Origin of the sequence: Desulfitobacterium sp. PCE1 (genome assembly GCF_000384015.1) — a bacterium.
In the GTDB taxonomy this organism is placed as follows: domain Bacteria; phylum Bacillota; class Desulfitobacteriia; order Desulfitobacteriales; family Desulfitobacteriaceae; genus Desulfitobacterium; species Desulfitobacterium dehalogenans.
The window spans coordinates 559,237-583,436 of the sequence record NZ_KB913023.1 but is presented as its reverse complement, the minus strand read 5'-3'; the positions used below and the strand labels follow the sequence as shown (position 1 = coordinate 583,436).

The following is a 24,200-nucleotide window of genomic DNA, read 5'->3' as shown; positions in this document are numbered from 1 at the left end:
TTGTATTATCCCTTAAATTCTAATACATAAAAAGAAGATGATTTTTAGAGTGCACTAACTTAAAGGAGATATTTTTTACTTAAGGCATGATCCTAATAGTAGGACGTTTGTTCGGAGAGATGCTTAAGCTCCTCAAGATTATAAACAACGAATTTATTCTTTTTCTTGTCTAAAATATTTTCCTTTTTAAGACAAGCCAGGACTTTGGATACGGTCACATGATGGGCTCCGGTAATTTCCGCAATACTCTTCTGGGATAAGGGCATCGTAATTTCATAGGTATCCCCCACCCGTTTTCCCTGGGAAGAGCAAAGCTCATAAAACAATCTTAAAATTCTGATCGTTGGGTTATAAGTATTGATCTCGGCTACCTGTCTCGCATAGTAAGCCACTTTGGTAAGGTAGTTTTTAAATATTTCAAATATCATATCTTCATCGGTACGAAAAATAACTCTCAAACATTCTTCGGAAAACCAGCATGTCCTTGTCTGTTCCATAGCTGTGGCATAAATATTATTTCCCGTGGGGTATAATCTCCCGATAAGAGAATTGCTGCCGGCATAATAAAGAAGTTTTTCACTTCCATCTTCAAAAATTATATCTAATTTTATTTTTCCATCCATTAAAAAAATCATACTGGTGGTATCTTCCCCAGGCATTATTATGGCACTACCTTTTGCAAACTCCCTGATAATCCCCATATCTGTATAATTGCGTAGTTTTTCGATTGGGAAAAAACTATCCGGAATAATTGCTCCACAGAAATCCTTGTCCAAACCTTCAGCAGACATTTTAGCCATCCCCTTTTTTATCTCTATAGTTGAATATTGACTATACAGTTAAACTTATTGCACATTAACATTTCGGATCATAAAGAATGCTATAATCTCATTTGGAACGCTTGACAAACAGTTATTTTGTGAAAGGATGAACTTTACCATGCACAAATTTCTCATTGGTCCATATAAGGAACTAAAATTAAAGCCACTCCCTGAATTTACTGAGGATGATTTGAATCGGGCTGTTATTGAGTCCACCTTAAAACTACTGAATGAATGGTCTAAAAAAAATAAGCTCGCCGAGATCGGGGATGAAGTCATCATAAACCTTAATCCCGTTTGTGACGGCATATTTGTACCCGAACTGGCCAAATCAAACTTTAAATATACAGTAGGAGATCCCTCTATGCTGGAACAATTTAAAAATGTCATCCACTGCAAAGCTGGAGATAGTTTTAAGATGGACATCCTCTTTCCTGAAAGCGCCCCTTTGGAGCGGATAAGCGGTAAAACTGTGACCTTCGACGCCGATGTTTTGGAGGTAATCAACCATAGCCAACAACTGGAATCTTCTGACGAAATTGCCAGACTGATTGATCCTGCGGTCTCCAGTATGGAAGAGCTTAAGAACAATCTGCGCGGCATCATCGCCGATAACTGGAGCCAGGTCATTGCCGAAAGTAAGCTCGAGATGATTTTCGAAGAAATCCTAGCCTACTCCGAATACGAATTTGATGAAGAAGAATTTAAAAAAGTGTATGAAGATATCTTGGTTAAAACCCGCCAAAGTATAATATCCTCAGAAAACCTATCCATGATGCCCTCCCTTCTGTCTGAAGATGATGAGTATTTTTATGAAGATTGTAAGATTCTTACCGAAAAAACCATTTTACGCAAATTGATTTTAGATGAAATAGCATACTTGGAAACTATCGGCGTCACTGATGATGAGATTCAGGAAGAGAAAAAACGTTTATTAAATTTAGCGGCGGATCAAACTGCTTTTTATAAACAATTCCCTGACGAAGAATCCATTGGCAATAATCTCGTCGAGGAAAAAGTTGCAAAACTGCTTTTGGAATGGAATAATAAGTGAATTCCGCAACAAATAGAGCGATAGTTTAACTTCAGTATCCGGCTCCGGAAGCTACTTATCTTATATCATGGATAAAGCAGTTTGTCTCTGGTATACCCCTTATTAAAAAATGGAAATACCCCCGGCTCATTTAGTATACACTAAACAAGTTCCCTAATTCTTAATCCGTACTAACAAATGCATTTTTTGCTTTGGAGCTAATGATTAGCTCCAAAGCTTTTTTGATCTCAGCGCAGCATGGCACTATGGTTAAAGACCAATGTACTGTATAAAAACAGAACATCCTGATCGGTAAAGGTGATGAACTGGGGCAAAAGCTTGCTGTCCATATATCGCAAATCAATCAAGGTAATCTTCGAGTACCCTTCCAATAAAAGAGGAGCAAGACTGCTGGCAAAGGAATCCCGAAAAATAATCAGCTCCCGGCCACTGGGTTCCTTCTTGTTTTCCAGCACTAAAAATGCCGATGCTCCCGACAGGAACAGATCATAGGCATCCATCCCGCCGGCTGCCTCTAAAGTGTAAAGGGGAGTCACTCTATTCTTTTCCAGGTTATATAGAGTGGAGTTGGCGATGGTCTCACTCTGAAGATAGATGATCTCATCGGGCTTTGGGCTAAGGGCCGACTGCCCGTAATAAGCTCCATAGAAAGGAGCAAAAGATGAACGGTCATAGCCGGCCAAGGGAGGGAGATCCACCCCCATAGTTCCGGCAAGTCGGGCCACTACCTGGCCAAGGTTCTCCTGACGCCAATGGGGGTCTGTCCGGTAATAATCCTCCGCCTTCAAGCAGTCAAAAAGCTCGATCTCTTTGATAGTGTGATCAATCTCAAGGCTTAGTTTTTCCCGCATTTTGGCATAGTCCATGGCCAGGATTTTGTTCTCTTCAGCCACGTAATAGTTCTTGTCCGGAATAACCCCATAATAAACCTTCATCCCGGTAAGATACTTGTCGTACAGATCATTGATTTTCTGAGCCCCAAGGGATACTTGTCCTTCATTGAGGGGATATTCCAGTTTGTACACCCCATCCCCGACAAGATAAATACCGTTGTTCTCTTTTTTCCTTAGAATATCCAAAGAAAAATGGGCCTTAAGCCTGCGAAAATCATCCCGGGCCGGGAACTGATCCAGCAGGTACTCCTCCAGTTCCTTCGCTAACTCACCTGAGAATACACTTTGGACGCTAAGCTCGGGAAAGCCGGCCAGCTTCCGGCGTTCGCTTACCGAAAGGGCTTCATCCTTGAGTATTACGGAGGCCGCAAAAAATCCCCAGAGCACCAGAAAAAAACTCAGAACCACAACCCTGTTTTTTCCTCGTTCAGTCATGGCTCTCCTCCTTAAAAACGAAAATATAAAAATGGGTTAAAGGACCCGTCCACCAAATAAGCGCTGACAAGCAAAAGAAGGCCGGTCAAGACGATGGGCTCCGCCCATAAAAGAGCAGCAGCCGCACCCTTGAAGCGGGACTGTGCTTTGACCAACAGATTTTTCAGCCACGGTGTGGCGCCAACGAGAGAAATCCCCAGCAAAAAGGCATAATCCTTTAAATAATACAGGGTGACCTCATTCCAAAGGGGTAAGGGAAGTACGCCGAACATCCCTTGAAAATCCTGCAAAGCCCCTGATAGTCCCGTAGCATTGAAAAGGACGAAGCTGCAGACGATGAAAAACATCGTATATACTCTGCGGAAACCGTCAGGGAGCTTCTCCAGGAATCGGTTCAGGAAGAGCTTTTCCATGAGCAGCAACAGCCCAAACAGCAGTCCCCAGAGGATAAAGTTCCATTCCGCTCCATGCCAAAACCCTGTCAAGAACCAGACGATCAGGATGTTGCGGACCCCTTTCCCCAAGGAAACCCGATTCCCCCCCAGGGGGATATAGACATAATCCCGAAACCAGGAGCTGAGACTGATATGCCAGCGCCGCCAAAACTCGGTGATGGAACGGGAAATATAAGGATAATTGAAGTTTTCAGGAAACCGAAAGCCGAAGATGCGGCCCAGGCCGATAGCCATATCACTATAGCCGGAAAAATCGAAGTAGATCTGCAGAGTAAAGGCAAGGGCATAGATCCAGTAAAAAAGCACACTTTTCTCATCGGAGAGCTGAAAGACAGCGCAGAGCTCCCCCATGCTGTTGGCAATGATCACTTTCTTGGCCAGCCCAATCACAAAGCGGCGGATACCCAAGGCTATGTCCGTCATGCCGTGAGTTCGGCGGCGGAGATCCTCTGCTACGGTGCTGTACCTTACGATGGGCCCCGCCACCAACTGGGGAAAAAGGGAGACATAAGTCGCGAGATTCACCAGACTCCGTTCTGCTTTGACTTCCCCCCTATAAACGTCGATGGCATAACTCATGGTCTGGAAGGTATAGAAACTGATGCCCAAGGGGAGAGCTATCTGCAGCAGGGAGATCTCCCCTCCGGTCAGTCCATTCCAATTGGCAATAAAGAAATCGGCATACTTGAAAAAACCCAGTATGCCGAGATTGATTAGTATCGAGGAGGCCAGGGCGGCTTTTGCTCTCCTTAACCCCCGATGAGCTTCGATATACAGGCCGTGAAGATAAGCGGAGAGAGTGGAAATGATGAGCAGTACCGTATAGATGGGCTCTCCCGCAAAATAGAAGATTAAGCTGGCCCCTAATAAGACGACATTTTTCACTCCATAAGGCACAAGGAAGTAACTGAGGAGTACTATGGGCAGAAAGACATACAAAAAGCTGATGCTGGAAAAAAGCATAAAGAGGTCTCCTTAAAGGGCATCAAAATTGGCGGCAACTCCGTCGGCAATATCCTTATGGGACATAATCACCAGGATCAGATTCCCCTTATGCTTGACAACGGTCTTTTCAGCCTGTACGCAAATCCATTTGCGGGGATCGATCTTTTGTTCTATGGCCGCCGCAGTTTTGGCCGGGTCCACACCCTCGGGCAGCTGCAACAAAGCGATGGAATGGGCGACGGAGCTAATCATAGCTTCAGATGCCAATCCTTCCGCTCCCTCGATGGGGTCGATGCCGAAATACCAGGCAAACCGATCCGCCGTAACTTCCGTGTCACCGGTTAGTACATCTATCTTGACCCCTGTGAGCAGCTTGGTCATCTTATCCTCAAGAGTTGCCGCTGTATTCCCCTCGGAAGGCTTGCTTGACTCCGGGGGTGAAGTCGGCGCAGGAGGGGTTTTCGGAGGTGTCACTGTCTCTTGTGGTTTGCTGGGAGCCGTATTCTTGGGGGGAGGGGTGTTCGTAGACGGCTTGCTTTCCTGAGGGGCGGTATTGTCACCGGAAGTGTTATTATCATTGGTTACGGGGGTATTCGGGTCTGTCACCGGATCCGTTTCAGGATCCTGGGGATCTTCCGTTTCCTTCGCAGGGTCGGTGTTTTCCTGAGATATGTTGGTTTCCGGGGAATCTGTGTTTTGAGTACACCCCACTATGCCCGTAAGCATAAGGGTAGTCAGAGCTATTGCTAGAATCTTTTTCATGAATGGTCCTCCTACTATTTCGATAATCAAAGCTATAGACGCCTATAGGGACAGGAATCTAACGCTGGTGGTTTCTGACATAGGGAACAAGCATAGGATGAAAAAGATTCCTAGGGTCGTGTAGCTTTACGCACACCGCTCACTTATTAGCTCCAGGGCTGGTCAACTCGCTTTCTTAGCAGCTCCGCCAAACCTCCAGGTAATACCTGATGTGAACCAGTGGCTCCGCTGTGTTAAGAAAGCCTCGTTAACCCAGACGCCCCTCCGCTAAAATCCTTCGCTCTTGTGCGTAAAGCTACGCTTTCAGGTCTTTTTCAGGGTACTGTGGCCCTGAACCTTCTCCACAGGCTCCGCGTTTGTGGTACCGAAAGCAGTATCACCCTGGGGCTTTGGTTGGTTAGCCTGCTCATTTGCCTCAGGCTCGGCAGCCTTATTCAAGCGAAACAGCCAGCGGACGTGAGGACTTCCAGAATGATCATAGCCATGGGCCAAGAGTACATCGCCGTTTTTTTGTTCCATGACAAGAATAAAGGTCTGGTTTTTATCCTTAAGATCCGCCCGGTAAATGGTTTTCACCTTATCCAGATTTTCATGAGCTTTGTTGTTCAGAGGATTAAAGAGCCTATACTGCTCCTGACGGGTAAGGGGATATTTATAAAGACTGCCGAGCATGACCCAGTCCTGATCGGAAATCTCCTTGCGAAACAGCACATAGTCGGCAGAAATGTTGTACTGAGGGGCGCTGTCCGTGGTGTAAGTAAAGGAATACTGGGGTGCATCGTAGAGAATCTCATCTACACTATAGACGGCACCGGTGAAGTTCTCCCCTACCTTGGGATTAGCCATCAGCCCCAGGCCCAGGATGATCACGGCCATAAAAGCAACCAACAAGACCCTGAAGGCGGGCTTTTTATAGTTGAGCACATTCATAATCCGCCCCTTGGTATCACCCTCTCCAAAGGCCAGGGGAGTGCCGCCCACGATACGCCTGCCCGTGGCAAGAGCAAGCAGGGAGGAAGAATACTCTTTTTTCACCTCATTGCCCAGCTTCTTAATGACTGCCTCGTCGCAGGACATCTCCATGTCCCTGCCGGAAAGGAAAAAAGCCGCCCACACCAGGGGATTAAACCAATGGATGCAGAGCACAAAAAAGCTCAGGATCTTGACCACATGATCAATCCGCCGGATATGGGTCTGCTCATGGAGCAGAATATACTCCTTCTCCGTGCCGGAAAGTGAATCCGGCAAATAAATCTTGGGACGGATCACCCCCATCACAAAGGGGGTATCGATGTCTGCACAGAGGTATATGTTCTCCTTATCATGGACCGCGGTTCCCAGCCGCCTTTTTAAACCTATAAGGGAGAAAATGCTGTACAGAAGAAGAGCAGCAATGCCCCAAAGCCACAGTAGGGACCCCAAAAAGACCCAGATCTGCAGAGGATTAATGCTTGCATAGGGAACCGCCCCGGGCAGGGACGAGCTGATAACCCGGTCCGCCGCCCCAATCCCGGTATGGACCTGGGGCATGGCCGCATAAACAATATCGGATGGAATGGGTTCGGGATTCACCGGCAATAAACTTAAGGCACTCTCAAAGGAAAAGGGGCAAACCAAACGAAAAAGCACAACACTCCAAAGGGCGTAGGAAAAAACCTTCGGCGCCTTTCTGAGCAAAAGCCGCATGAGCACTACACACAGGATGACCACACTCCCGGTAAAACTCATGTTGAGTACCTGTAAGAATAGTTCCTCCTGCATAATTACCCCTCCTTATGCTCGTCAATGAGCCGCTGCAGCTCACGGATTTCTTTCGCACTTAATTTGTTTCTGCGGGTGAACGCCGCAAAAAACCGGGGCAGAGAACCTCCAAAGGTTTCGCTCAAAAACTGCTCCCCCTGTGCCGCTGTGAAATCTTCCCTGCTCATCAGGGCTGTAACCCTGCCTTTTTGATTTTCAAATATCCCCCGGTCGCAAAGCCGCTTGAGCATGGTATAAGTGGTGGACTTCTTCCAGCTCAGTTCCCTCTCGCACAGCTTGACAAGCTCCCCGGAAGGAATAGGGGCATGGAGCCAAATCAAATCAGCAAATTTTTGCTCCATTTCCCCAAGCTTATACTGTTCCATAAGATAAGTCCTCCCTTGAATTTTGGTCGAATGCCATTAGACTAAGTGAAGTCTAACACGATTAGACCTTCAGGTCAATGCTTTTTCCCTATCAAAAAGGCAAATGCCCAGGGTTTTGTATTCCCTGGGCATCAAGTTCTAGACACTATTGTTAAAAATCTACTATTCTAATTGCAAGCACTCATTATTTAGCTTGTTCCAATGCCTTATTGACAGCTTCCTTGATCGCACCTGAGCTCAGGCTGGCTCCGGTGACCGAATCCACTTCCGTGGACTGGGCCTCTACAATCAGTGAAGGAAGCTTTTCGATGGCAATGCTACCGATTCCATCAGTCTCCTGGTGTTCAACCACATTAACCTCTGCAATCTTCCCATCTTTCACCACCACAGAGACCTTTAAACCCGGATGTATTCCTGCGTCACTGGTTCCTTCATAGGTGCCGTCTTTATAACTGACGGCTGCCGGGCCTTCGTTGGCAGCGGGCGGTTCCTTCGATACGGCGGCTGAACCATTCTCAGCCGGTTTGTCTGCAGCCGCGGGGCTTGAACTGCATCCTGCAGCAATAACCAGAACAAGGAACAGGGATAATATCAAGACATATTTGTTCTTTCTCATTTCTAAACTCCTTACATGATGATTACATTATGGTCTAAATAGAAGTTAATTTCGCAGCATGACCGCCCGCTTTGCGTCCCCAGTGAACGGTACCCATAATTGCCGTCCCGGAGCCCGGATAGTAGGGTCCTATCCATCCTCCCGCATTCAGTCCGCCTGCATACAGGCGGGGAATGACTTCACCGTTGGGCCGGAGTACCTGACCATCCACATTAATCTTTACACCGCCCAGCGAACCCAGGTTGGCGGCAACATTTTTATAGGCATAGAAGGGCCCTGTGATGGGCTTCAGTCCTGTCTTTCTGTCAAACTGGTTATCCTTGTTTTTTTGCATATCGGAATTCCAGGTTGCCAATGCGGAAGCGAGATTTGCCGGGTCCACGGCAATCAATCCAGCCAGTTCTTCTATGCTATCTGCTTTAAACACCACACCGTCGGTCACATCTTTAGCAACACTTTCTTTGGTCCAGGGCGCCATCTCTGCCGAGAGGCTGCTCTCTCCAAAGATCATGAAGGTTGGGCCGTCCAATTGCTTCTCTTGCTGGAAAATGGCCCGATAATGGTAGGCATAGGTTGCGTCTTCGCAAACGAACCGCCTTCCTTTTTGGTTGACGATAAAGGATGGAAATAAGGGTACCCGGTTATCTGTAGCAGCCCCCGTTTTGGCACAAAAATCGATGGTTCCGCCAAACCCGCTTACTGCTGCGCCGATTTCCATAGCCATACGGATTCCATCACCTGTATTGGTAGGAGTGCACAGGCATTGTTGAGTTGTCAGATCCCAATACTGCTGGGGGCTTAATGCTTTCGCCATTTCTTTATTCTGATCGATACTTGCCGCCGCTAAGATGACTCCTTTGTTCGCTTTTACTTTTATTTCAGCATCCTTCTGTCTGGCAGTAACACCAATCACTTCGCCCTTTTCATTGGTCAGAAGTCCGGTTACTTCAGTTTCATATTCGATCAGTGCGCCTTTTTCCTCGGCTGCCTTTAAAAGAGCCTTGGTAAGGATGGTACCGCTGCCGATTCCGCCCCCGTTCTCATAGACATGAATGCGGTCAGCAAAGAAAGAGTCCTCTACATAGGGAATATGAGAATGCCCGTAGACACTTGTCCATTTAAGGCCTACCGTATCTGTCAGCCATTGAATATGCTCCGGCGCTTGATAAGCCAGATCCTTCACAAGTTCTTCGTCAACCGCCCCTTCGCCGGCTTTAAGCCACAGCTTATAGTGCTTCTCCGGAGTGTCATCCTGATAGGAAGTATATTGCTTTTGGGCATCCGTACCCGCTGCCTGCATAACTCCACCGGAAAAGTTGGTGGTCCCCCCCGCTACTCCTCCTTTTTCCAGCGTTAAGACCTTGGCACCATCCAGGGCAGCCTGGAGAGCCGCCGCCAGTCCGGTACCTCCTCCGCCGACGATCACTACATCTGCCTCTTTATCCCATTTTACTTCATTGGAGGTCGATGCTGCCCCCTGAGTACAGCCGCCGAGAATACCTACCGTTGCTACGCCTACGGCACCGGCTGCGGCACGCTTAACAAAATCTCTTCTTGAAATCATAACTTTGGTCTCCTTGTACTTTATTTCCCTTTTCCCTTCTATTCTAATCCACCTTTCCTTGTGCGCATAGAAACAAGCCGGGCAGTTTGTCTCATATGAGACAAATTGCCGAGTATGTCTCACCTTTATCAGCGTCCTTGGGGACTACTTGCCTGGGAATAGCTTGATTATCGGTCTCAATCTTCCTATAATTGAATTAGCCAAGTTGGATTGAGCTGTCATAAGAGGATCAGGTCGCTCTGAGGAGGAATGATGATGGAACAAAATATATCGGAGGCGCTGCTCTTTAAGGGATTAAGCGAATTGCTTCACAAGAAAACCATTGATAAGCTTTCGGTTACCGACATCATTAAGGCATCGGGCGTAAGCCGGGCTACTTTTTACCGATACTATACCGATAAGTATGATTTGCTGAATTCAAACTATAAAAAGATTCTGGAGAATACCTTGTTTCGCTTTGATGAGGGCATTCCTTGGCGGGATACTCAGTATCAGCTGTATCAAGAGTTGAAAGACAACCTAAAGTTATTCCAAAATGCCATCCGGTCATCGGATGTGAACTCCCTGAAGAATTATATCTTTACTATAAGTATGGATTTTTTTCTTGGTGTTTTGAAGAAAAATAAGGTAGATATTCACGACTGGAAGGTCAGGAAAAAGATAGAGGCCTGTGTTTATGGAAACTTGGAGATTACGGTTATCTGGATTTTAGAAGGGGCTGAGGAGCCTATCAAGGATCTTATGGAAGTCATGAATGCTGTATTGCCCTCGGAATTCAGGAGATATTTTATACCGGATGAGCAGGAAAATGGGGATCGGTATTCGCTATGCTCTGACGATTGCTGCTTTGTATAACTTAAACCACATTCTTTTTCATAAGAATGTGGTTTTTTTATGACTGGCTGCCCCATGTTATTAAGGATATGGTTCAGAGGGGTTGAAATTACTGTTGGACTACGTTTTTTTCGAAATGAATCTTCATCGAGTTTGCCTTAAAGTATTTTCACTTAATAATAGAGCTATTCGTTTGTACACCAAGATTGGTTTTCAACAGGAAGGAAGCAGTAGACAAAGTCTATTTAGAGATGGTGAATGGCATGACATCATTCATATGGGTCTTCTGCAAAATGAATACTTCGAGAAACAAGCAAAGAATGAATAATTAGGACTTTAAAAATAAAAATCCCCCAACCATGCATGGTTGAGGGATTTGCTATTTCTTTGTGATTAACGCCAACGAATCCATAGAGAGACGCTTGGAAGGCATCACTTTATTGCTGCAGGCGATTACATCTTATCTGACCCTAATTTTCTCGCCAGGATAAATAGTAGCTGGTCTACTGCGAACATGAGGGTTTAATTTAAGCAAATGATGAACAGAAGTCCCATGACGTTTAGCTATTTTATAAAGTGATTCCCCTTTTCTCACTGAATGGCCCATATTGTTTTATCCTCCCTTATCACCAAGATACTCCACTATATGGCCGGACAATATTTCTTTGTGCAAGTACTATCTTAAATTAATAATCCGAAGCGCTAGGGTAACAAAAACCCCCAAACCACGCGGGTTTGAGGGTTCCAAGATTTTCGAGATATTAACGTTTGGAGAATTGTGGAGCTTTACGGGCTTTCTTCAAGCCGTATTTACGACGCTCTTTCATACGTGGGTCACGGGTGAGGAACCCTGCACGCTTGAGAGCTGGACGCAAGCTGGGATCTGCTTTCAGAAGAGCGCGGGCAATTCCGAGACGGAGAGCTCCGGCTTGTCCTGTAGTACCGCCGCCATGGGCGAGAGCAACTACATCATATTTGCCAACTGTGTCGGTTACCCCGAACGGTTGTTGAACGATCATTTCCAGAGTTTTCTTGCCGAAGTACTCAGCAAGCTCTCTTTTATTCACTGTAACTTTTCCTTCTCCAGGAATTAAACGTACACGAGCTACCGCGTTTTTGCGGCGTCCGGTACCTTGATATTGTAATTGTGCAGCCATGTTTTACTTCCTCCTTCCCGTTTATTGAATGGTCCAAATTTCGGGTTGTTGCGCTTGATGCGGATGATTTTCGTCACGATATACTTTCAGCTTCGTATACATCTGAGCACCCAGCTTGTTATGAGGAAGCATTCCTTTGACGGCATGCTCAACAGCTCTTTCAGGCATGTTTTGCATCAGCTTTCTGTAAGGGGTTTCTTTCAAACCACCAGGATAGCCGGAGTGACGGCGATACATTTTTTGATCTAATTTATTACCGGTTAAAACAACTTTTTCTGCATTAATGATGATCACATGATCTCCTGTGTCAACATTAGGAGTAAAAGTTGGTTTATGTTTACCTCTAAGGATACGAGCAGCTTCAGTAGCTAAACGACCCAAAGGAAGGCCTGCAGCGTCAATGACATACCATTTACGCTCCACCGCATTCGCTTTCGCAAAGAACGTGGACATAAGTTTCCCTCCATCAATTATCCGTATTTCAGTCCGATCTGCTTCGTGGGGCTCAGGCACTCGGCAGTTATGCAGCATTATGGGGCTCAGGCATAAACAACAGCATAAAGACTCATAATGGTATTTTATAAAACGTGTAAGTAAATGTCAAGAAGATCAAATGAAATAATGTAAGTCATTCGAAAAGCGAGACTGAAAACATGATGGATATCATTCTATATCGCCCAATCCGATACACAATGATATCCATCATAAAAGTTCTCCTGCTTCGCTTTTTTCCTATTATACTTGGTTTTGTCCCGATGAACCCCTACACCCTGTCTTACGATCTCCATTGAAGAATTCATTTTGTCGGGAGATCGTTTGATCAGGTCTAACGGATCAATAACGCCGATGGTTTGCTTTTTCTTTTTGGCTCCCATAGTGCACTCTCCTTAAATGATTATAGTACTTATATAGTTATAGTATAGCATTTCCTGAGAATTTTTCATATATTAACAGGATAAATCTGTAAACGGTCAAGAATCGATTCATATTGCTCTTTCCAAAAGTACTGGGATTAGGACTGCTTTTTGCTTTAACAAAAAAAATATGGAAATCCCCCCACAAAATACCGCCGCATTTCCGTATTAAATAGTAAATACGATTAAGGGAGGAATACCTAGTGAAACGAAAGTTTAAAGCTCTATTCTCAACGGTCTGTATAGTGAGTTTATTCCTATCTTCCTCATTGCCTGTGCTGGCAGCACCCCCATCCTGGGCTCAGTCCCATGTAAAATCTACCCAAAGCATTTCAAAGGATAGCAAAACACATAAAGTATCTGCAATAATTTTGAAAAAGAGAATGTTCCTTAATGTCGGAGATAGTGCTACCCTGGCCGTGAAAATCGCTCCTTATAAAGCGAACCAAAAAGTCACTTGGAAATCCAGCAACACAGCCGTCGCAACAGTTGACGCAAACGGAAAAGTCGTCGGTGTCAAGGCAGGAACAGCATATGTCACTGCAACAGCGGAGGATGGAAGCAAATCAGCAACTTGTAGGGTGACTGTAGCTAATTCCCAAGGAACCGAGAAGATTAGTGTAACGGGTGTCACCTTGAATCAATCCACAATGAATCTGTCCGCAGGAGGATCAACAGGGACTTTAACAGCCAATGTATCCCCTAGCGACGCGACGAACAAGAATGTAACCTGGACATCCAGCAACTTAAACGTGGCAACAGTTAATAGTCAGGGCGTGGTGACTCCCTTGACCCCAGGTGTGGCAACCATTACGGTCACAACAGTGGATGGCTTAAAGACAGCTCGCTGTACCGTAAATGTAGTAGCACAACCCATCATCAGTAATGTAAAGATTTCCTCAAATAACGCAGATACGACAAAAGCTATGAATGGCGATACCATTTCTCTAACCTTTACATCCAATGTGCCTGTGACCAAATTAAGTAATTTCAAGATTAATGGGAGTAATCCGGATCACTTCACACATGTTGGAAATGTCTATACCGCAACCCATTTAGTCGATTCTGGAGATCTGATTACAGGTGCCCCGGCAACCTTCCAAATCAATGTAAAGAACGCCGCAGGGATCTACTCTCAAACTATTGAAGCAACATCTGACAAAAGTACAGTCACGATCATTCCTAAATATGCCAGAATCTCTAAAGTAGCGATTTCTTCAGATAATGCGGATCCCACAAAAGCTACCATCGGCGATGTCATTACTCTGAAATTTACTACGGATGAAGCCGTGACCAAACTCAGTAACTTCAAGATTAACGGCAGCAATCCTGATAGTTTTGTGGAAGTCAATAATAACGACGGAACGTACACTTATATTGCCAAACATTTAGTTGATTCTGGAGATCAAATAACCGGAGACCCCGCAACCTTTCAAATCAATATCAAAAACGCTGCCGGGATTTACTCACCAACGATTGAAAAAACATCAGATCGCAGCAGTGTGACGATTCGGTAATTTCAGCAATGCTGGAAACAAGACCTCGGAGAGACCAAAAATCTCTTCGGGGTCTTATTTTCTTTTGCAAATTTAGTTTTCCCCTTGGTATAACTCATAGTCCTTTACTCTTAATGAACCATTGGGGTACCGGGAACGAAAGCCGGCACCTGATGCATCATATTATTGCCGTATCCTTTAACATTCCACGAAGAAACCCGCGGCTGCTGATTACCCAGGGAATCTTCTGCTTTGACCATAAGGGAATAGTGCCCCGGTGAGGAAATCGTCCAGGTATATTCCCAGAAGGTCCAGGTGAATTGCTGGTGCTCCGGACTTGCCAGGATAGCATCCGTCCAGTTCATTCCATCATCGGTACTCACGCTGACCTTGGTGATCATACCCTTACCCGTCCAGGCCAGGCCGCGCAGGACATAGGTGCCGGGCTTCAGCACTTCCCCTTTCGACGGCCAGGTTATAACCGAATTCACCTTCATCTCGGTAACCGGAACTGCCTGCTGATAGTCATCCTCCCGCTGCAGATACAGATAGTCCACCGCTTGAAAGGGTCCCTTAAAAGGGGTGACGGAAGCCGTAATCCCGGTCAGCCATTTTACATTTGCCATGCCATACCACCCGGGGACAATCAGCCGTACAGGGGCACCATGTTTAAAGGGCAGCGGTTCATCATTCATTTCATAGGCCAGCAGGCATTCAGCAAGTAGTTCCTTTTGAAAAGGCAGGCTCCGCTGATAGTTGAACTCCCCCGGCATGTCTGGACGCTGACCGGAATCACTGCCGGTAAAGATAATCTCCTGTACCCCGGCATCGATCTGAGTCAGATCCAAGAGATAGCTTAAGGGCACACCAGTCCATTTCGCATTACCGACCGCACCAATACCATATTGTTCACCGGCAGCAGGCGGTGTGAGGAAAAAACGCTTATTGCCTGCGCATTCAAAGGTCACATTCTTAGTGACCCGCGGCATCTTCAATAATTCATCATAATGAAAAGCAACCGGACGCTGGCATTGCCCGCCAATGCTCAGGGACCAGGTTGCCATGTCGATCTGCGGATAGGGAAAATGATTGCGGATATAAAAAAGCTCATTGGGAACCAGCCAGGTTGTCACCAGCCCCAAAGGACACTCCAGATTTTCCGGCTCCGTTTTGGCCGGGATTAAGCCCGCTTTGCCTTCATTAGGCGCAGTAACCGATAGGTTCGGCATGCAAAGTTCCTCCCCAGAATTTTCCCATAGTATTCCGGGTTTCCGCAAAGATTATGTAAAACCTGTACTTCAGAGCTACATTAGGACTTGATTCGCGGAAACATTCTGGGGGTTATAAGTGTGTTTAGTATTAATTGGGGGAAGCCTTTGTTGTTATATGCTTACCGCGCCGCCAGGGTTCTGGCCACATTATAGCCGAAGGTGACGCAGCGGCTGTGGCTCAGGCAATTCTGATTGTGGGGATAGGTCCCGGAAAACATACTGCCCGAAACATTGCCGATGGCATAGAGGCCGGGGATGGCTTTGCCGTCGGTAGCCATCACTTCGCTTTGGGGAGTGATCTGCAGGCCACCGGCAGTGCACAGGGCCTCCGCCATTTCTTTGGTTGCGTAGAAGGGGGCCGTATCAATTTTATGCATCATCTTGCCGGGAAAATGGAAGTCGGTGTCTTCGCCGGCGTCGCACATGGCGTTCCAACTCTTGATGGTGGTTACAAAGGTATCCGGGTCCACGCCCATTTTCCCGGCCAGCTCTTCCAGGGTATTGGCCACCAGGGCTTTGTCGCTGGTGGCAGCGGCGATCCAGACTTCTTTGGGGGCGTAGCAGCCGGAGGACGGGGTCCAGATCTTATCAACAATTGCCGGGCAATTGGCGTCCACAATATAGTAGTCGTAGGCCCCCGGCTGGGTTTGGATGGCATTGGACAGGTGGTTGTAGGCTTCATATTCGGCTGTAAAGCGTTTGCCTAACTTATTGACGCGCAGAAAGGGCATCAGCTGTTGAGGGTCCAGCATCAGGGGATGGGGGTATTCATCCTCCATGGCACCGACAGCTTTGGCCATTTCATGACCGTCACCGGTATTGGTCTTGGTGCCGTTCATCCAACCGCTGAGGGCAAGGTCACGGGGACGGCAGCAGGCATTTAGCTTCACCGGATTGAACTCGTAACCACCCGTGGCCAGGACGACTCCTTTGGCGGTCTGGTACTTGACATAGCCCTGCCCGGTCTTGACCACAGCGCCGGTGACTTCGCCTCCTTCCGTGACCAGCTGAACAACCGGGGTATTGAACAGAACCTCCACTCCTGCACCGGCAATACGCTGCTGCATGACGGCGATGATTTCAGGGGCGGGGATCGGGATGTTGATGGAGGTGTTCCAGCTGCGGCTAAGGCTCAGCTCATCATAAGCGGCATTGAAATCCCAGAAATCCCCTGCATTGAAGGTCAGGAAGTAATCTTCATCCTTAAGGGCCAGTTTGTCCAGGAACCAGTTCACAGCCTCGTCACAGGTATTAATATACTGCTGATAGATTTCCTGGCTGCCCCGGTAAGAACAATTGATCATGGCGTCATCCAGCCATTGCTTCATATCAAAAGTGACGCCAAACTTCTTATGGATGCGGTCGTTAAAGGCGCCCATGGTGGCGCTGCGCCAGGTGGGATTCTTGCCCTTCTCCACAGCGGCTACCTTCAGGCCTTTTTCGGCGCAGGCCAGAGCGGAGGCCATGCCTGCCGGACCTTGTCCGCATACCAACACGTCCACATCCACCGTCCTGACAAAGTCGGTAATGGGAGCGGAGACGAAAGCCACTTCCCCGCTGTTGGTGGCCGCGTTGACAGCACTGAGATCTTCGCAAGCAGGAAAAGGATTATCGATGTCGGCCGGTTGGGCTGTTTCCACGGCAATGCCAAGGGCCTGGTTGATGCAGCTGGCGGCAGCCTCCTTCACGGCATCGGAGGTCATCGTTGCACCGGAAACACCGTCGATTTCGGCGCTCTGGGCAGCCATCAAGGCTTCCTGCAACCCGTTTGCTGCCGTGCCGCCAATCTCGGCAGTCTCATTGGCACAATCCACCTTAACATCGGTGATGGCCGTTTCACTGAAGGTCATAGTAACCGTGACCTGACCCATCCCTTTAGCTGTGCCGGTATAGGTGCCGGGCTTATACACCGCTGCTCCGGGATTAGTGCTTCCCGCATCGCTGGAGCAGCCTCCCAAAAAGCCGGCAGCGGCAACTCCTACGGCGCCGATGGCCGTATTTCTCAGAAACTGACGGCGGGATACCTTTTCTTTTTCCACCATAGCTCTCCCTCTTTCTTTGATTGAACTTGGATTTTGCCCATAGTATACTAAACTAGTAAGTGAAATCACAAACAAAGCTTTTGCATAGGGGGACAACTCATTGTTGTGCCCTTAACGGAGGATAAGATGGAATACAAGCAGCTGCAGGTTTTCCTGAAAGTATGTGAGACGAAGAGCCTAACGAAAGCGGCGGAGCGGCTGTTTATCAGCCAGCAGGCGGTCAGCCGGATCATCGCCAATTTGGAAAATGAGCTGAATGTCCGGCTTTTTATACGTACTCCTCAGGGAGTTGAACTGACGGATTGCGGAGGGGAGCTGGAACAGCAGGCTTTTGAGTTTTTGCATCACCATGACTCGATTGTCACGCGGCTCGGCAACCTGAATCAGGGGGGAAGGAAAGAATATAAGATCGGCTTTTTTATGGGAATGCTGCAGATGTTGCCTGCCCATTTCCTCCCTGATTTAATGGATGCCCATCCCAAGCTGCAATTCCGTCTGCAAAGCTATCCGGATAATGAACGCAGCCGCTCCTTTCAGAATTATGGCTGCGATCTGGTCATGACCACATCCCCTCTGACTTCGGGAAATTTTGTGCAGATTTTTCACTACGAAAGCCCCATCGGGGTCATTCTGCAGCGCAGCCATCCCTTTGCCCAAAAGAGGGAACTGACCATGGCGGATTTAAAGGGGCAGCGGCTTATTACCCTAAACTCGGACAATCGGTCCCAGTCACGGTTGATGAACCGGCTGCGGGAATGGGATCTGGATGCTCATTCGGTTGTGGGGGATACCGAATGGGGCTTGACCTGGGATCTGCTGCGCCGGGGCTATATCTCCTTTTATGCCGGCAAGCTCAGTGTCCTTCCCGATGACATGCTGGGCCTGCCTCTTACGGACTTGAATTTGGATTGGGAGTTTTTCGTTTATAAGCGGCAGAGCAAAAAGCTGTCTGCTCTGGAAAAGGAGATCCTGGCCAAAATCCGTGAGAATATTTCGGATTGAGCTGCACAGGCGCAGTCGTCAGCCGTTAATCTGTAAGATTTTGTTTACACAGTTATTTTTTGCTTATATCATATAAGTAATTATGCAACACTCTTGCTATCGCCGGAAATATGGGCAGGCAGTGGGCTGGGAGCTTAAAAGAGGATTTGAGGTTGAGTAAAGGGAGGAAGAGCGATGTCTTTTTGGGGTTGGGAGGGAAAGGATAAGGAAAGGCCGGAATATCAAGGACAGGCCGGACAAGGCTCAGCTAGAGAACCAAAAGTAATTGAATGCTCCGGTTGCGGAGCTAAGAATTTAGTCGCCCATTCTGTCGGTAAATGTGAGTTTTGTGGATTGCTGCTGAATTATGAGGTAGAGGCTGAATCAGCATATGCGCATATATTACCCGCCGGCTTTTATACCGTAGGGATTGATATTCCTGCAGGTACGTGCAATGTTACGGCTGTTTCGGGAACCGGGTATGTGAGTAGTTCCGGAGCAATTAGTGAAGCGTTTGGTCTTGAAGATGGCGATGTATGCTCTTTTGACGGATTGAAACTCCGGAGAAATACTTGCCTGGAGGTATCGGGAGCGTTGACGATTGAACTTGTTTTTCTCTCCATTGATGAGGGTTTTTCGGGACGTACCTATGATATGTCTGGTGCAATAGATTTATCAACGGGGACTTATGACGCAGGTACAGATTTTGAAGCTGGTATTTACAATATTGCCGCAGTTTCAGGATCGGGCCATCTTTATTGCCGTGAAGCTGATGTGAGTGAGTTATTCGGTGTCCCAAATGATGAGGCCCATGAAATCAGGAATGTTAATTTTCCAAAGGGCGCTGAATTTTCTGTAGCGGGAAAGTTGACGATTAAACTGATACCTGAGGAATTTCAAGGACCTACCGGCTCAGACGCTAAAACAGCAGCTCCCCAAACTCAGAGCAGCGGGAGGGAAGAAGAGGATTTTTCCAATGCGACAGATGTGCACACTTTATCTACCGGCTTTTATACCGCAGGGATTGATATCCCTGTAGGCAAGTGCGATGTTACTGCTATTTCGGGAACCGGTTATGTCTGTTCCAGCGGAATCGGTGAATCATTCGGTATCGGAAATAGCGATGTATCCTCTTTTAAAGGACTTAAACTGTGGAAAAGTGCTTGTCTGGAGGTATCGGGAGCGTTGACGATCCAACTTTCTTACCGCTCCATTGATGAGGGTTTTTCGGGACGCACCTATGATATGTCTGGTGCAATAACTTTACCAGCAGGAAATTATAAGGCCGGCAGACTTTTCGGTAAACGTTTCAAGGTTGGCGTTTACACTATCGTCGCAGTTTCAGGATCAGGCTATCTTTCTTGCGACGACCCTGATCTGGGTGGATCATTTGGTTTTGATGATGGGGATGTCCGTGAAATCAAGAATGTTAATTTTCCCAAAGGCGCCAAGCTTTCTTTATCTGGAGATTTGACGATAAAAATGATACCTGAAGTTACAGGGTAAATATCAACCAAAAAACAAGGCTTCCCAAAGAGTGAATACTCCCGGGAAGCCTTTGCTTGTGGCAGGGAATTGGCGTGTGTTCAGATGCATTCTTTATTCAACTTAGCTTAGAGCCGCAATATTCACATTCTGCTACCGCTCCTTCTAGCACCGTGTTACTGGCACCGCAGCCTTTACATGTAACAACCTTTAGTTCTACTTTGATGGTCGGTTCGGGATATTCCTTCCAAGCATCCCTATAGGGGAAAGCCATACTGTCTGATGATATATCAAAATAGCCTGCAGGAAAGTAGTTTTTAGCGCTCATCTTGATCAAATCAGCTCTCACAATTTGTTTGCTAAGCCCCAGGCTATTGGCGATATCCTCAACTTTCAGCTTTCGTTCTATTAAAACCAATTTTATATATTTCTTATATCTGTTGGATCGGGCTTTCGAATTGCTTCCCCATATAAAAAATACGACCGTGAAAAGCAGGCAGGGCCATAGAGCTTCAATATACTCATCTCCCCCGACCTCTATATAGCCTTTTAGATTGATTGCAAAACCTGCCAGGAAAAACCATCCAAATAATTTAATAACCTTATATATTTTTAGAGCCGCTTCTTTATCCTCGTTCATTTTTCTATAAGTAAGATAAATACCTAAAGGAAAAAATATGATAAAAGCCAATATAATTACTGGCCATGTCAAGGAAAATTCTATTTTTTCTTGTCTTTTTATTTTATTATAAACTTCTGCATCATTGAATTGATATTTTCCATTCCGCAAACCCACGCTTCCACCTCATTATGTGCTAATTTTGATTTAGTTAATCTTTTGTACTTAATGACACTCTATAGATTAAGGCTGAAGTTATCGCTACCAATCCTATAACTGCACTGTTGATCATATAAAAAATATTTGTATAGTCTATAAAAACATTTCTAAAAAGGCCAATTACGAGGGTGAATAACCAATACATAAAGAGAACCGAGATTATTCCGGTCCGCATAATAGTCTGACCTGAACTCGAAGGCTGAAGCGTAAAGATGATAATCCCCAAAAATAAAGCTAATTCCGCAATTAATATAAACACTAAAGAAGCCCAGTCCAAGGTACTTTTATCACCATGCCCCAAGAAGAAGAGGATGAGGGTTACGGACACTGTAATCAACCCTATCAACAAGCTGAAAAGGAAATTGATGTTTTTACTCATAACTCACTTCTTCCTTTCTCACAATTTGTTTCCGCAATCAGGACAAAACTTGGCATTGTCCTGAATTACAGAATTACACTTAGAGCATTTTTTAACCAGCGATTCGCCGCACTCAGGGCAAAACTTTACATTCTTGGCTACAGAGTTTCCGCATTTGGGACATGGAGTGGGTGTTTCTCTACCACAGATATGGCATACGTCTGCTCCATCCTTTAAATCAGCCCCGCATTGTTGACATGGGGTATAGACATTACCGCATTCCGGGCAGAATTTAACGTTCTTGGAATACTCCGCACTGCAACTGCTGCAGGTCGTTTTATTGGATTCGGCGGAAGGTCCGGTTGGTTGTAGAGTATCCATCCCACAATGCCCACAAAATCTTTGCTCGCTTCCCATCTCGTTATGGCACTTGGGGCAGTTCTTCATGTTATGCATATTTAAAATATTACGTGACATGCCGCCTAATTGCTGACCGAAAGTACCCCCGACTCCGACTCCCATTCCCAGGCCAATTCCTGCCCCCATCAGTCCGGCCTGGGCTGAACCGGGATTGGTTGCCGCACCTTCCAAAGTATCAAATGAACGTTCCTGAACATAATTGTACCCGACAATATCCATTTCAGCTCTTTTGGCTAGTGCATCTTTTAATTTTGCAATGCCTGGATCGTCTTCAGGGACATTGATATCATTGACATAAAAATTGACCAGCTTGATGCCATATTCCTCTAAAACAGGGGCCATTCTTTCTTTTAAATAATCAGACAGTTCCTCCAGGTAGGCATTGATTTCCAAGACGCTGATTTGCTTCTTAACCAGATAACTGGAGATTGCGTCTTTGGCTTTGGTCAAATAAAGCCCTCTAAAAAACTTAACAATGCTTTGCTTATCCAGCTTAGGTAAGGTGCCAACCAGCTTGATCAAAAATTTCCGAGAATCTTCCACTTGAATGCCAAATTGTCCAAAAGATCTCAAGGGTGCAAAGATCTTATATTTGGGGTCCTGCAGTTGAATTGGCGTAGGGGTTCCCCATTTAATATCAAGCAAGTAGAGCTTGTTAATGTACCAAACTTCAGCAGTAAAGGGAGAGGTTCCACCAAAGGGTAAATTGATAATATTATTTAGAATAGGAATATTAGCCGTTTCCAGCGTATGTCTGCCGCCGGTAAACAAGTCTAAGGCTTTTCCCCCTTTGAACAAGAGTGCTTCCTGGGATTCATTGACGATTAACTGTGTCCATGTACCCAGCTCCTCGCTGGGAAATTTCCAGGCCAATACATCTGGCTCGCCATTATATTTTACAACCTCAACAATTGCCATAATAAGTCACTCTCCATTATTTTTATCTGCCCATTGAATGGTGATATAAAAAGAAATATCCTGTATATCTCTAAAACGTATGATACACAAATGCTTAAAAGAAGTATTGTCTTTCTTATATAAGCATTGCTCAATCTCCCTTCATGCTTCCGGGCTCAATCAAATAAGTCTCATGTTATATTTATTCATAGTAATCTTCTCATATCTTTCTTGAAAAATAAGGGGAAATTTGTCGTATATATAAACTTATAAACATATCAATGGTCGACGCAATTAGTGAAGCATTCGGTGTCAATGATAGCGATACCCATGAAATCAAGAATGTTAATTCTCCCAAAGGCGCCAAGCTTTCTTTACCGAGAGATTTAACGGTTAAAATGATACCTGAGGTTACAGGATAAATATCAACCAAAAAAACAGGGCTTCCCGAAGAGTGGATACTCCTGGGAAGCCTTTGCTTGCACTATCAGAAAGTATAAACTTGTGCACTATACTTTCTAAGCATAAGGGCAACCAACGACTTCACCTTTTGTGATGCGTAAAAATGTAAAGCTCGACGAAGCCGGGTTTTCTTTATAGGCAGGGAATTGTCGTGTGTTCAGGTGGAGTAAGTGCGGCGTTCTAGTTGCAGCCGCCAAAAGAGAACCCACTCACTTTTTTCTTGAATCCCGGGCCATCCTCCGGGAAAGAGATATAGAGATTCCTTACCTTGGCACTTTGGCAAGCGGGGCAAACAGCCTTTTCTATGTCCTCTTCCGAGGCTTCAAGCTTAAATTCATGGTGGCAGCTATCACAGAGCATGGTATATTCTGGGAAGCGATTGGAAGGCACTTCATCCGTCTCTGCCATTTCTCTCAGAACATTGACCTCGTTGCAGCCATTGCATCCATTACATTCTTTCATCTTCTTCCTCCCGTCATCCTTATTTTTTTGCATAAAACGGTCTCCACTCAGAGTTCAGTGGTTTCTGCAGCTATGCGAAGATAACGCGCAGACCTTTACCCTAATCCTATTTGCAAATAGCGTGCCAAAGCCTTAAGGAGAGCTCATTGCCCATAACTGCTGGCTTGAGCACTCAATGCGCCGACAATGTAACGGGTCAAATTGGGATTTCTGTCGCAAAATAATCTAAATACAAAAACACCGCCAGATTAACCCCATCCGGGGACATGGTGCTTATAAAGCATGTCCAAGAATACGACAACGTTGTCGCGTTACTGGACATGCCCGTTTTCTGTATCTTTTTGATTCAGGCTGTAACCACTGGACAAGTCAAGCCCTAGAGTATAGAAGCGAGGTCTCCCTCCCTCGGTTTATACTATCTGTACATTCTGGTCATACTGTGCATAAGGTACTGCATATGATAGTATTGGAGGTGAGGGAGGAATGACTATGTTAACTGAATTACAGTTTACTGAGGCTAGGAGTCAATTTTCAACTCTGTACGATTCTGTCTTCAACTCTTTTAACCCTGCAATTGTTAACAGAAAACAGACCGAACAAGTCGCAATGCTTCGGGTTGATTTACTCAAGATGATACTAGAAAACTACACATTGATTCCGGAAATTATTCAAGAAGAGGATGGATCAATAACACTTGCTCTTGATCTTCTTGAGATTTATGTTAATAACTCGACATTAGAGTCAGCCGCTAAGGACTTAGTCGAAGACATTAAATTCTATGCTCAAGATTATTCAAACCGTTCCCAACTATTTCTTCATGCCCCAAACCGAACACACCATTTCCCATATGTATTGAGAATTATGCTATGTAAAAACGACGAAGAAATCCGTACTTTGATAGGTCTGTAAGCT

The 24,200-nt window shown here is 45.9% G+C and carries 24 protein-coding genes and 1 pseudogene; 7 read left to right on the top strand and 18 right to left on the bottom strand.

Going from position 1 to position 24,200, the window contains the following annotated elements; translation table 11 throughout:
* Window positions 1-92: 92 nt before the first annotated feature.
* Window positions 93-791, bottom strand: coding sequence for a Crp/Fnr family transcriptional regulator (locus DESPCE1_RS0102930; RefSeq protein WP_019849414.1), 699 nt, complete (start codon window positions 789-791; stop codon window positions 93-95).
* Between the two features lie 148 nt (window positions 792-939).
* On the opposite strand from DESPCE1_RS0102930, the gene DESPCE1_RS0102925 reads away from it, so the two are divergent.
* Window positions 940-1,875: a trigger factor gene (locus tag DESPCE1_RS0102925; RefSeq protein WP_019849413.1), complete on the top strand. Its 936-nt coding sequence runs from the start codon at window positions 940-942 to the stop codon at window positions 1,873-1,875.
* A 227-nt stretch (window positions 1,876-2,102) separates the two neighbouring features.
* On the opposite strand, the gene DESPCE1_RS0102920 is transcribed toward DESPCE1_RS0102925, so the two are convergent.
* The 7 genes from DESPCE1_RS0102920 to DESPCE1_RS0102890 form a co-directional block, all read right to left on the bottom strand.
* Window positions 2,103-3,203, bottom strand: coding sequence for a DHHW family protein (locus DESPCE1_RS0102920; protein WP_019849412.1), 1,101 nt, complete (start codon window positions 3,201-3,203; stop codon window positions 2,103-2,105).
* A gap of 11 nt (window positions 3,204-3,214) precedes the next feature.
* Complete coding sequence (locus DESPCE1_RS0102915; protein WP_019849411.1) at window positions 3,215-4,621, bottom strand: MBOAT family protein; 1,407 nt, start codon at window positions 4,619-4,621, stop codon at window positions 3,215-3,217.
* A 12-nt stretch (window positions 4,622-4,633) separates the two neighbouring features.
* Window positions 4,634-5,365, bottom strand: coding sequence for a hypothetical protein (locus DESPCE1_RS0102910; protein WP_019849410.1), 732 nt, complete (start codon window positions 5,363-5,365; stop codon window positions 4,634-4,636).
* Between the two features lie 303 nt (window positions 5,366-5,668).
* Entirely contained in the window at window positions 5,669-7,126 is a 1,458-nt protein-coding gene (locus tag DESPCE1_RS0102905) for a M56 family metallopeptidase (protein WP_019849409.1), read from the bottom strand.
* Window positions 7,127-7,128: 2 nt separating this feature from the next.
* Entirely contained in the window at window positions 7,129-7,491 is a 363-nt protein-coding gene (locus tag DESPCE1_RS0102900; protein WP_014792542.1) for a BlaI/MecI/CopY family transcriptional regulator, read from the bottom strand.
* A 184-nt stretch (window positions 7,492-7,675) separates the two neighbouring features.
* Window positions 7,676-8,107: an FMN-binding protein gene (locus DESPCE1_RS0102895; protein WP_019849408.1), complete on the bottom strand. Its 432-nt coding sequence runs from the start codon at window positions 8,105-8,107 to the stop codon at window positions 7,676-7,678.
* Window positions 8,108-8,141: 34 nt separating this feature from the next.
* Entirely contained in the window at window positions 8,142-9,671 is a 1,530-nt protein-coding gene (locus tag DESPCE1_RS0102890; protein ID WP_019849407.1) for an FAD-dependent oxidoreductase, read from the bottom strand.
* Between the two features lie 255 nt (window positions 9,672-9,926).
* Here DESPCE1_RS0102890 and DESPCE1_RS0102885 point away from each other — a divergent pair, with 255 nt between their 5' ends.
* Window positions 9,927-10,526: a TetR/AcrR family transcriptional regulator gene (locus tag DESPCE1_RS0102885; RefSeq protein ID WP_014792539.1), complete on the top strand. Its 600-nt coding sequence runs from the start codon at window positions 9,927-9,929 to the stop codon at window positions 10,524-10,526.
* Window positions 10,527-10,602: 76 nt separating this feature from the next.
* A pseudogene (locus DESPCE1_RS21690) lies at window positions 10,603-10,833 on the top strand (GNAT family N-acetyltransferase); the annotation flags it as partial.
* 132 nt (window positions 10,834-10,965) lie between these two features.
* Here the strand turns inward: DESPCE1_RS21690 and DESPCE1_RS22270 are convergent.
* From DESPCE1_RS22270 to DESPCE1_RS0102865, 4 genes are all read right to left on the bottom strand, one after another.
* Window positions 10,966-11,112 carry a LysM domain-containing protein gene (locus DESPCE1_RS22270; protein ID WP_014792537.1) on the bottom strand — a complete coding sequence of 49 codons (147 nt, stop codon included), beginning with the start codon at window positions 11,110-11,112 and terminating at the stop codon, window positions 10,966-10,968.
* 154 nt (window positions 11,113-11,266) lie between these two features.
* On the bottom strand, window positions 11,267-11,662 hold the full coding sequence (rpsI, locus tag DESPCE1_RS0102875; RefSeq protein WP_014792536.1) for a 30S ribosomal protein S9: 396 nt from the start codon (window positions 11,660-11,662) through the stop codon (window positions 11,267-11,269).
* 21 nt (window positions 11,663-11,683) lie between these two features.
* A complete protein-coding gene (gene rplM, locus DESPCE1_RS0102870; protein ID WP_014792535.1) occupies window positions 11,684-12,115 on the bottom strand; it encodes a 50S ribosomal protein L13 in 432 nt (143 codons plus the stop codon).
* 215 nt (window positions 12,116-12,330) lie between these two features.
* The gene (locus tag DESPCE1_RS0102865) at window positions 12,331-12,537 is read right to left on the bottom strand and encodes a hypothetical protein (RefSeq protein WP_019849405.1); all 207 of its coding nucleotides are present in this window, start codon (window positions 12,535-12,537) and stop codon (window positions 12,331-12,333) included.
* A gap of 242 nt (window positions 12,538-12,779) precedes the next feature.
* On the opposite strand from DESPCE1_RS0102865, the gene DESPCE1_RS0102860 reads away from it, so the two are divergent.
* Window positions 12,780-14,093: an Ig domain-containing protein gene (locus DESPCE1_RS0102860; RefSeq protein ID WP_019849404.1), complete on the top strand. Its 1,314-nt coding sequence runs from the start codon at window positions 12,780-12,782 to the stop codon at window positions 14,091-14,093.
* A 110-nt stretch (window positions 14,094-14,203) separates the two neighbouring features.
* Here the strand turns inward: DESPCE1_RS0102860 and DESPCE1_RS0102855 are convergent, their stop codons facing one another.
* Both DESPCE1_RS0102855 and DESPCE1_RS0102850 read right to left on the bottom strand, forming a co-directional pair.
* On the bottom strand, window positions 14,204-15,301 hold the full coding sequence (locus tag DESPCE1_RS0102855) for a sulfite oxidase (protein ID WP_019849403.1): 1,098 nt from the start codon (window positions 15,299-15,301) through the stop codon (window positions 14,204-14,206).
* 161 nt (window positions 15,302-15,462) lie between these two features.
* The gene (locus tag DESPCE1_RS0102850) at window positions 15,463-17,454 is read right to left on the bottom strand and encodes an FAD-binding protein (protein WP_242835353.1); all 1,992 of its coding nucleotides are present in this window, start codon (window positions 17,452-17,454) and stop codon (window positions 15,463-15,465) included.
* 57 nt (window positions 17,455-17,511) lie between these two features.
* On the opposite strand from DESPCE1_RS0102850, the gene DESPCE1_RS0102845 reads away from it, so the two are divergent.
* Both DESPCE1_RS0102845 and DESPCE1_RS23560 read left to right on the top strand, forming a co-directional pair.
* Window positions 17,512-18,387 carry a LysR family transcriptional regulator gene (locus DESPCE1_RS0102845; protein ID WP_028305436.1) on the top strand — a complete coding sequence of 292 codons (876 nt, stop codon included), beginning with the start codon at window positions 17,512-17,514 and terminating at the stop codon, window positions 18,385-18,387.
* Between the two features lie 174 nt (window positions 18,388-18,561).
* The gene (locus DESPCE1_RS23560; protein ID WP_019849400.1) at window positions 18,562-19,872 is read left to right on the top strand and encodes a hypothetical protein; all 1,311 of its coding nucleotides are present in this window, start codon (window positions 18,562-18,564) and stop codon (window positions 19,870-19,872) included.
* 97 nt (window positions 19,873-19,969) lie between these two features.
* Here the strand turns inward: DESPCE1_RS23560 and DESPCE1_RS0102835 are convergent, their stop codons facing one another.
* The 4 genes from DESPCE1_RS0102835 to DESPCE1_RS0102815 all read right to left on the bottom strand — a co-directional run bounded on the left by DESPCE1_RS0102835 (window position 19,970) and on the right by DESPCE1_RS0102815 (window position 23,288).
* Window positions 19,970-20,647 (bottom strand): DeoR family transcriptional regulator, encoded by a 678-nt coding sequence (locus tag DESPCE1_RS0102835; protein WP_019849399.1) that lies wholly within the window; start codon window positions 20,645-20,647, stop codon window positions 19,970-19,972.
* Between the two features lie 34 nt (window positions 20,648-20,681).
* Entirely contained in the window at window positions 20,682-21,068 is a 387-nt protein-coding gene (locus DESPCE1_RS0102830) for a hypothetical protein (protein WP_019849398.1), read from the bottom strand.
* A gap of 18 nt (window positions 21,069-21,086) precedes the next feature.
* Window positions 21,087-22,385 (bottom strand): SPFH domain-containing protein, encoded by a 1,299-nt coding sequence (locus DESPCE1_RS0102825; RefSeq protein ID WP_019849397.1) that lies wholly within the window; start codon window positions 22,383-22,385, stop codon window positions 21,087-21,089.
* Window positions 22,386-23,006: 621 nt separating this feature from the next.
* Window positions 23,007-23,288, bottom strand: a complete 282-nt coding sequence (locus tag DESPCE1_RS0102815; RefSeq protein ID WP_014792527.1) for a hypothetical protein — start codon at window positions 23,286-23,288, stop codon at window positions 23,007-23,009.
* 483 nt (window positions 23,289-23,771) lie between these two features.
* Between DESPCE1_RS0102815 and DESPCE1_RS0102810 the strand changes: the two genes are divergently transcribed.
* Window positions 23,772-24,197 carry an exoribonuclease R gene (locus tag DESPCE1_RS0102810; RefSeq protein WP_028305435.1) on the top strand — a complete coding sequence of 142 codons (426 nt, stop codon included), beginning with the start codon at window positions 23,772-23,774 and terminating at the stop codon, window positions 24,195-24,197.
* Window positions 24,198-24,200 lie beyond the last annotated feature (3 nt).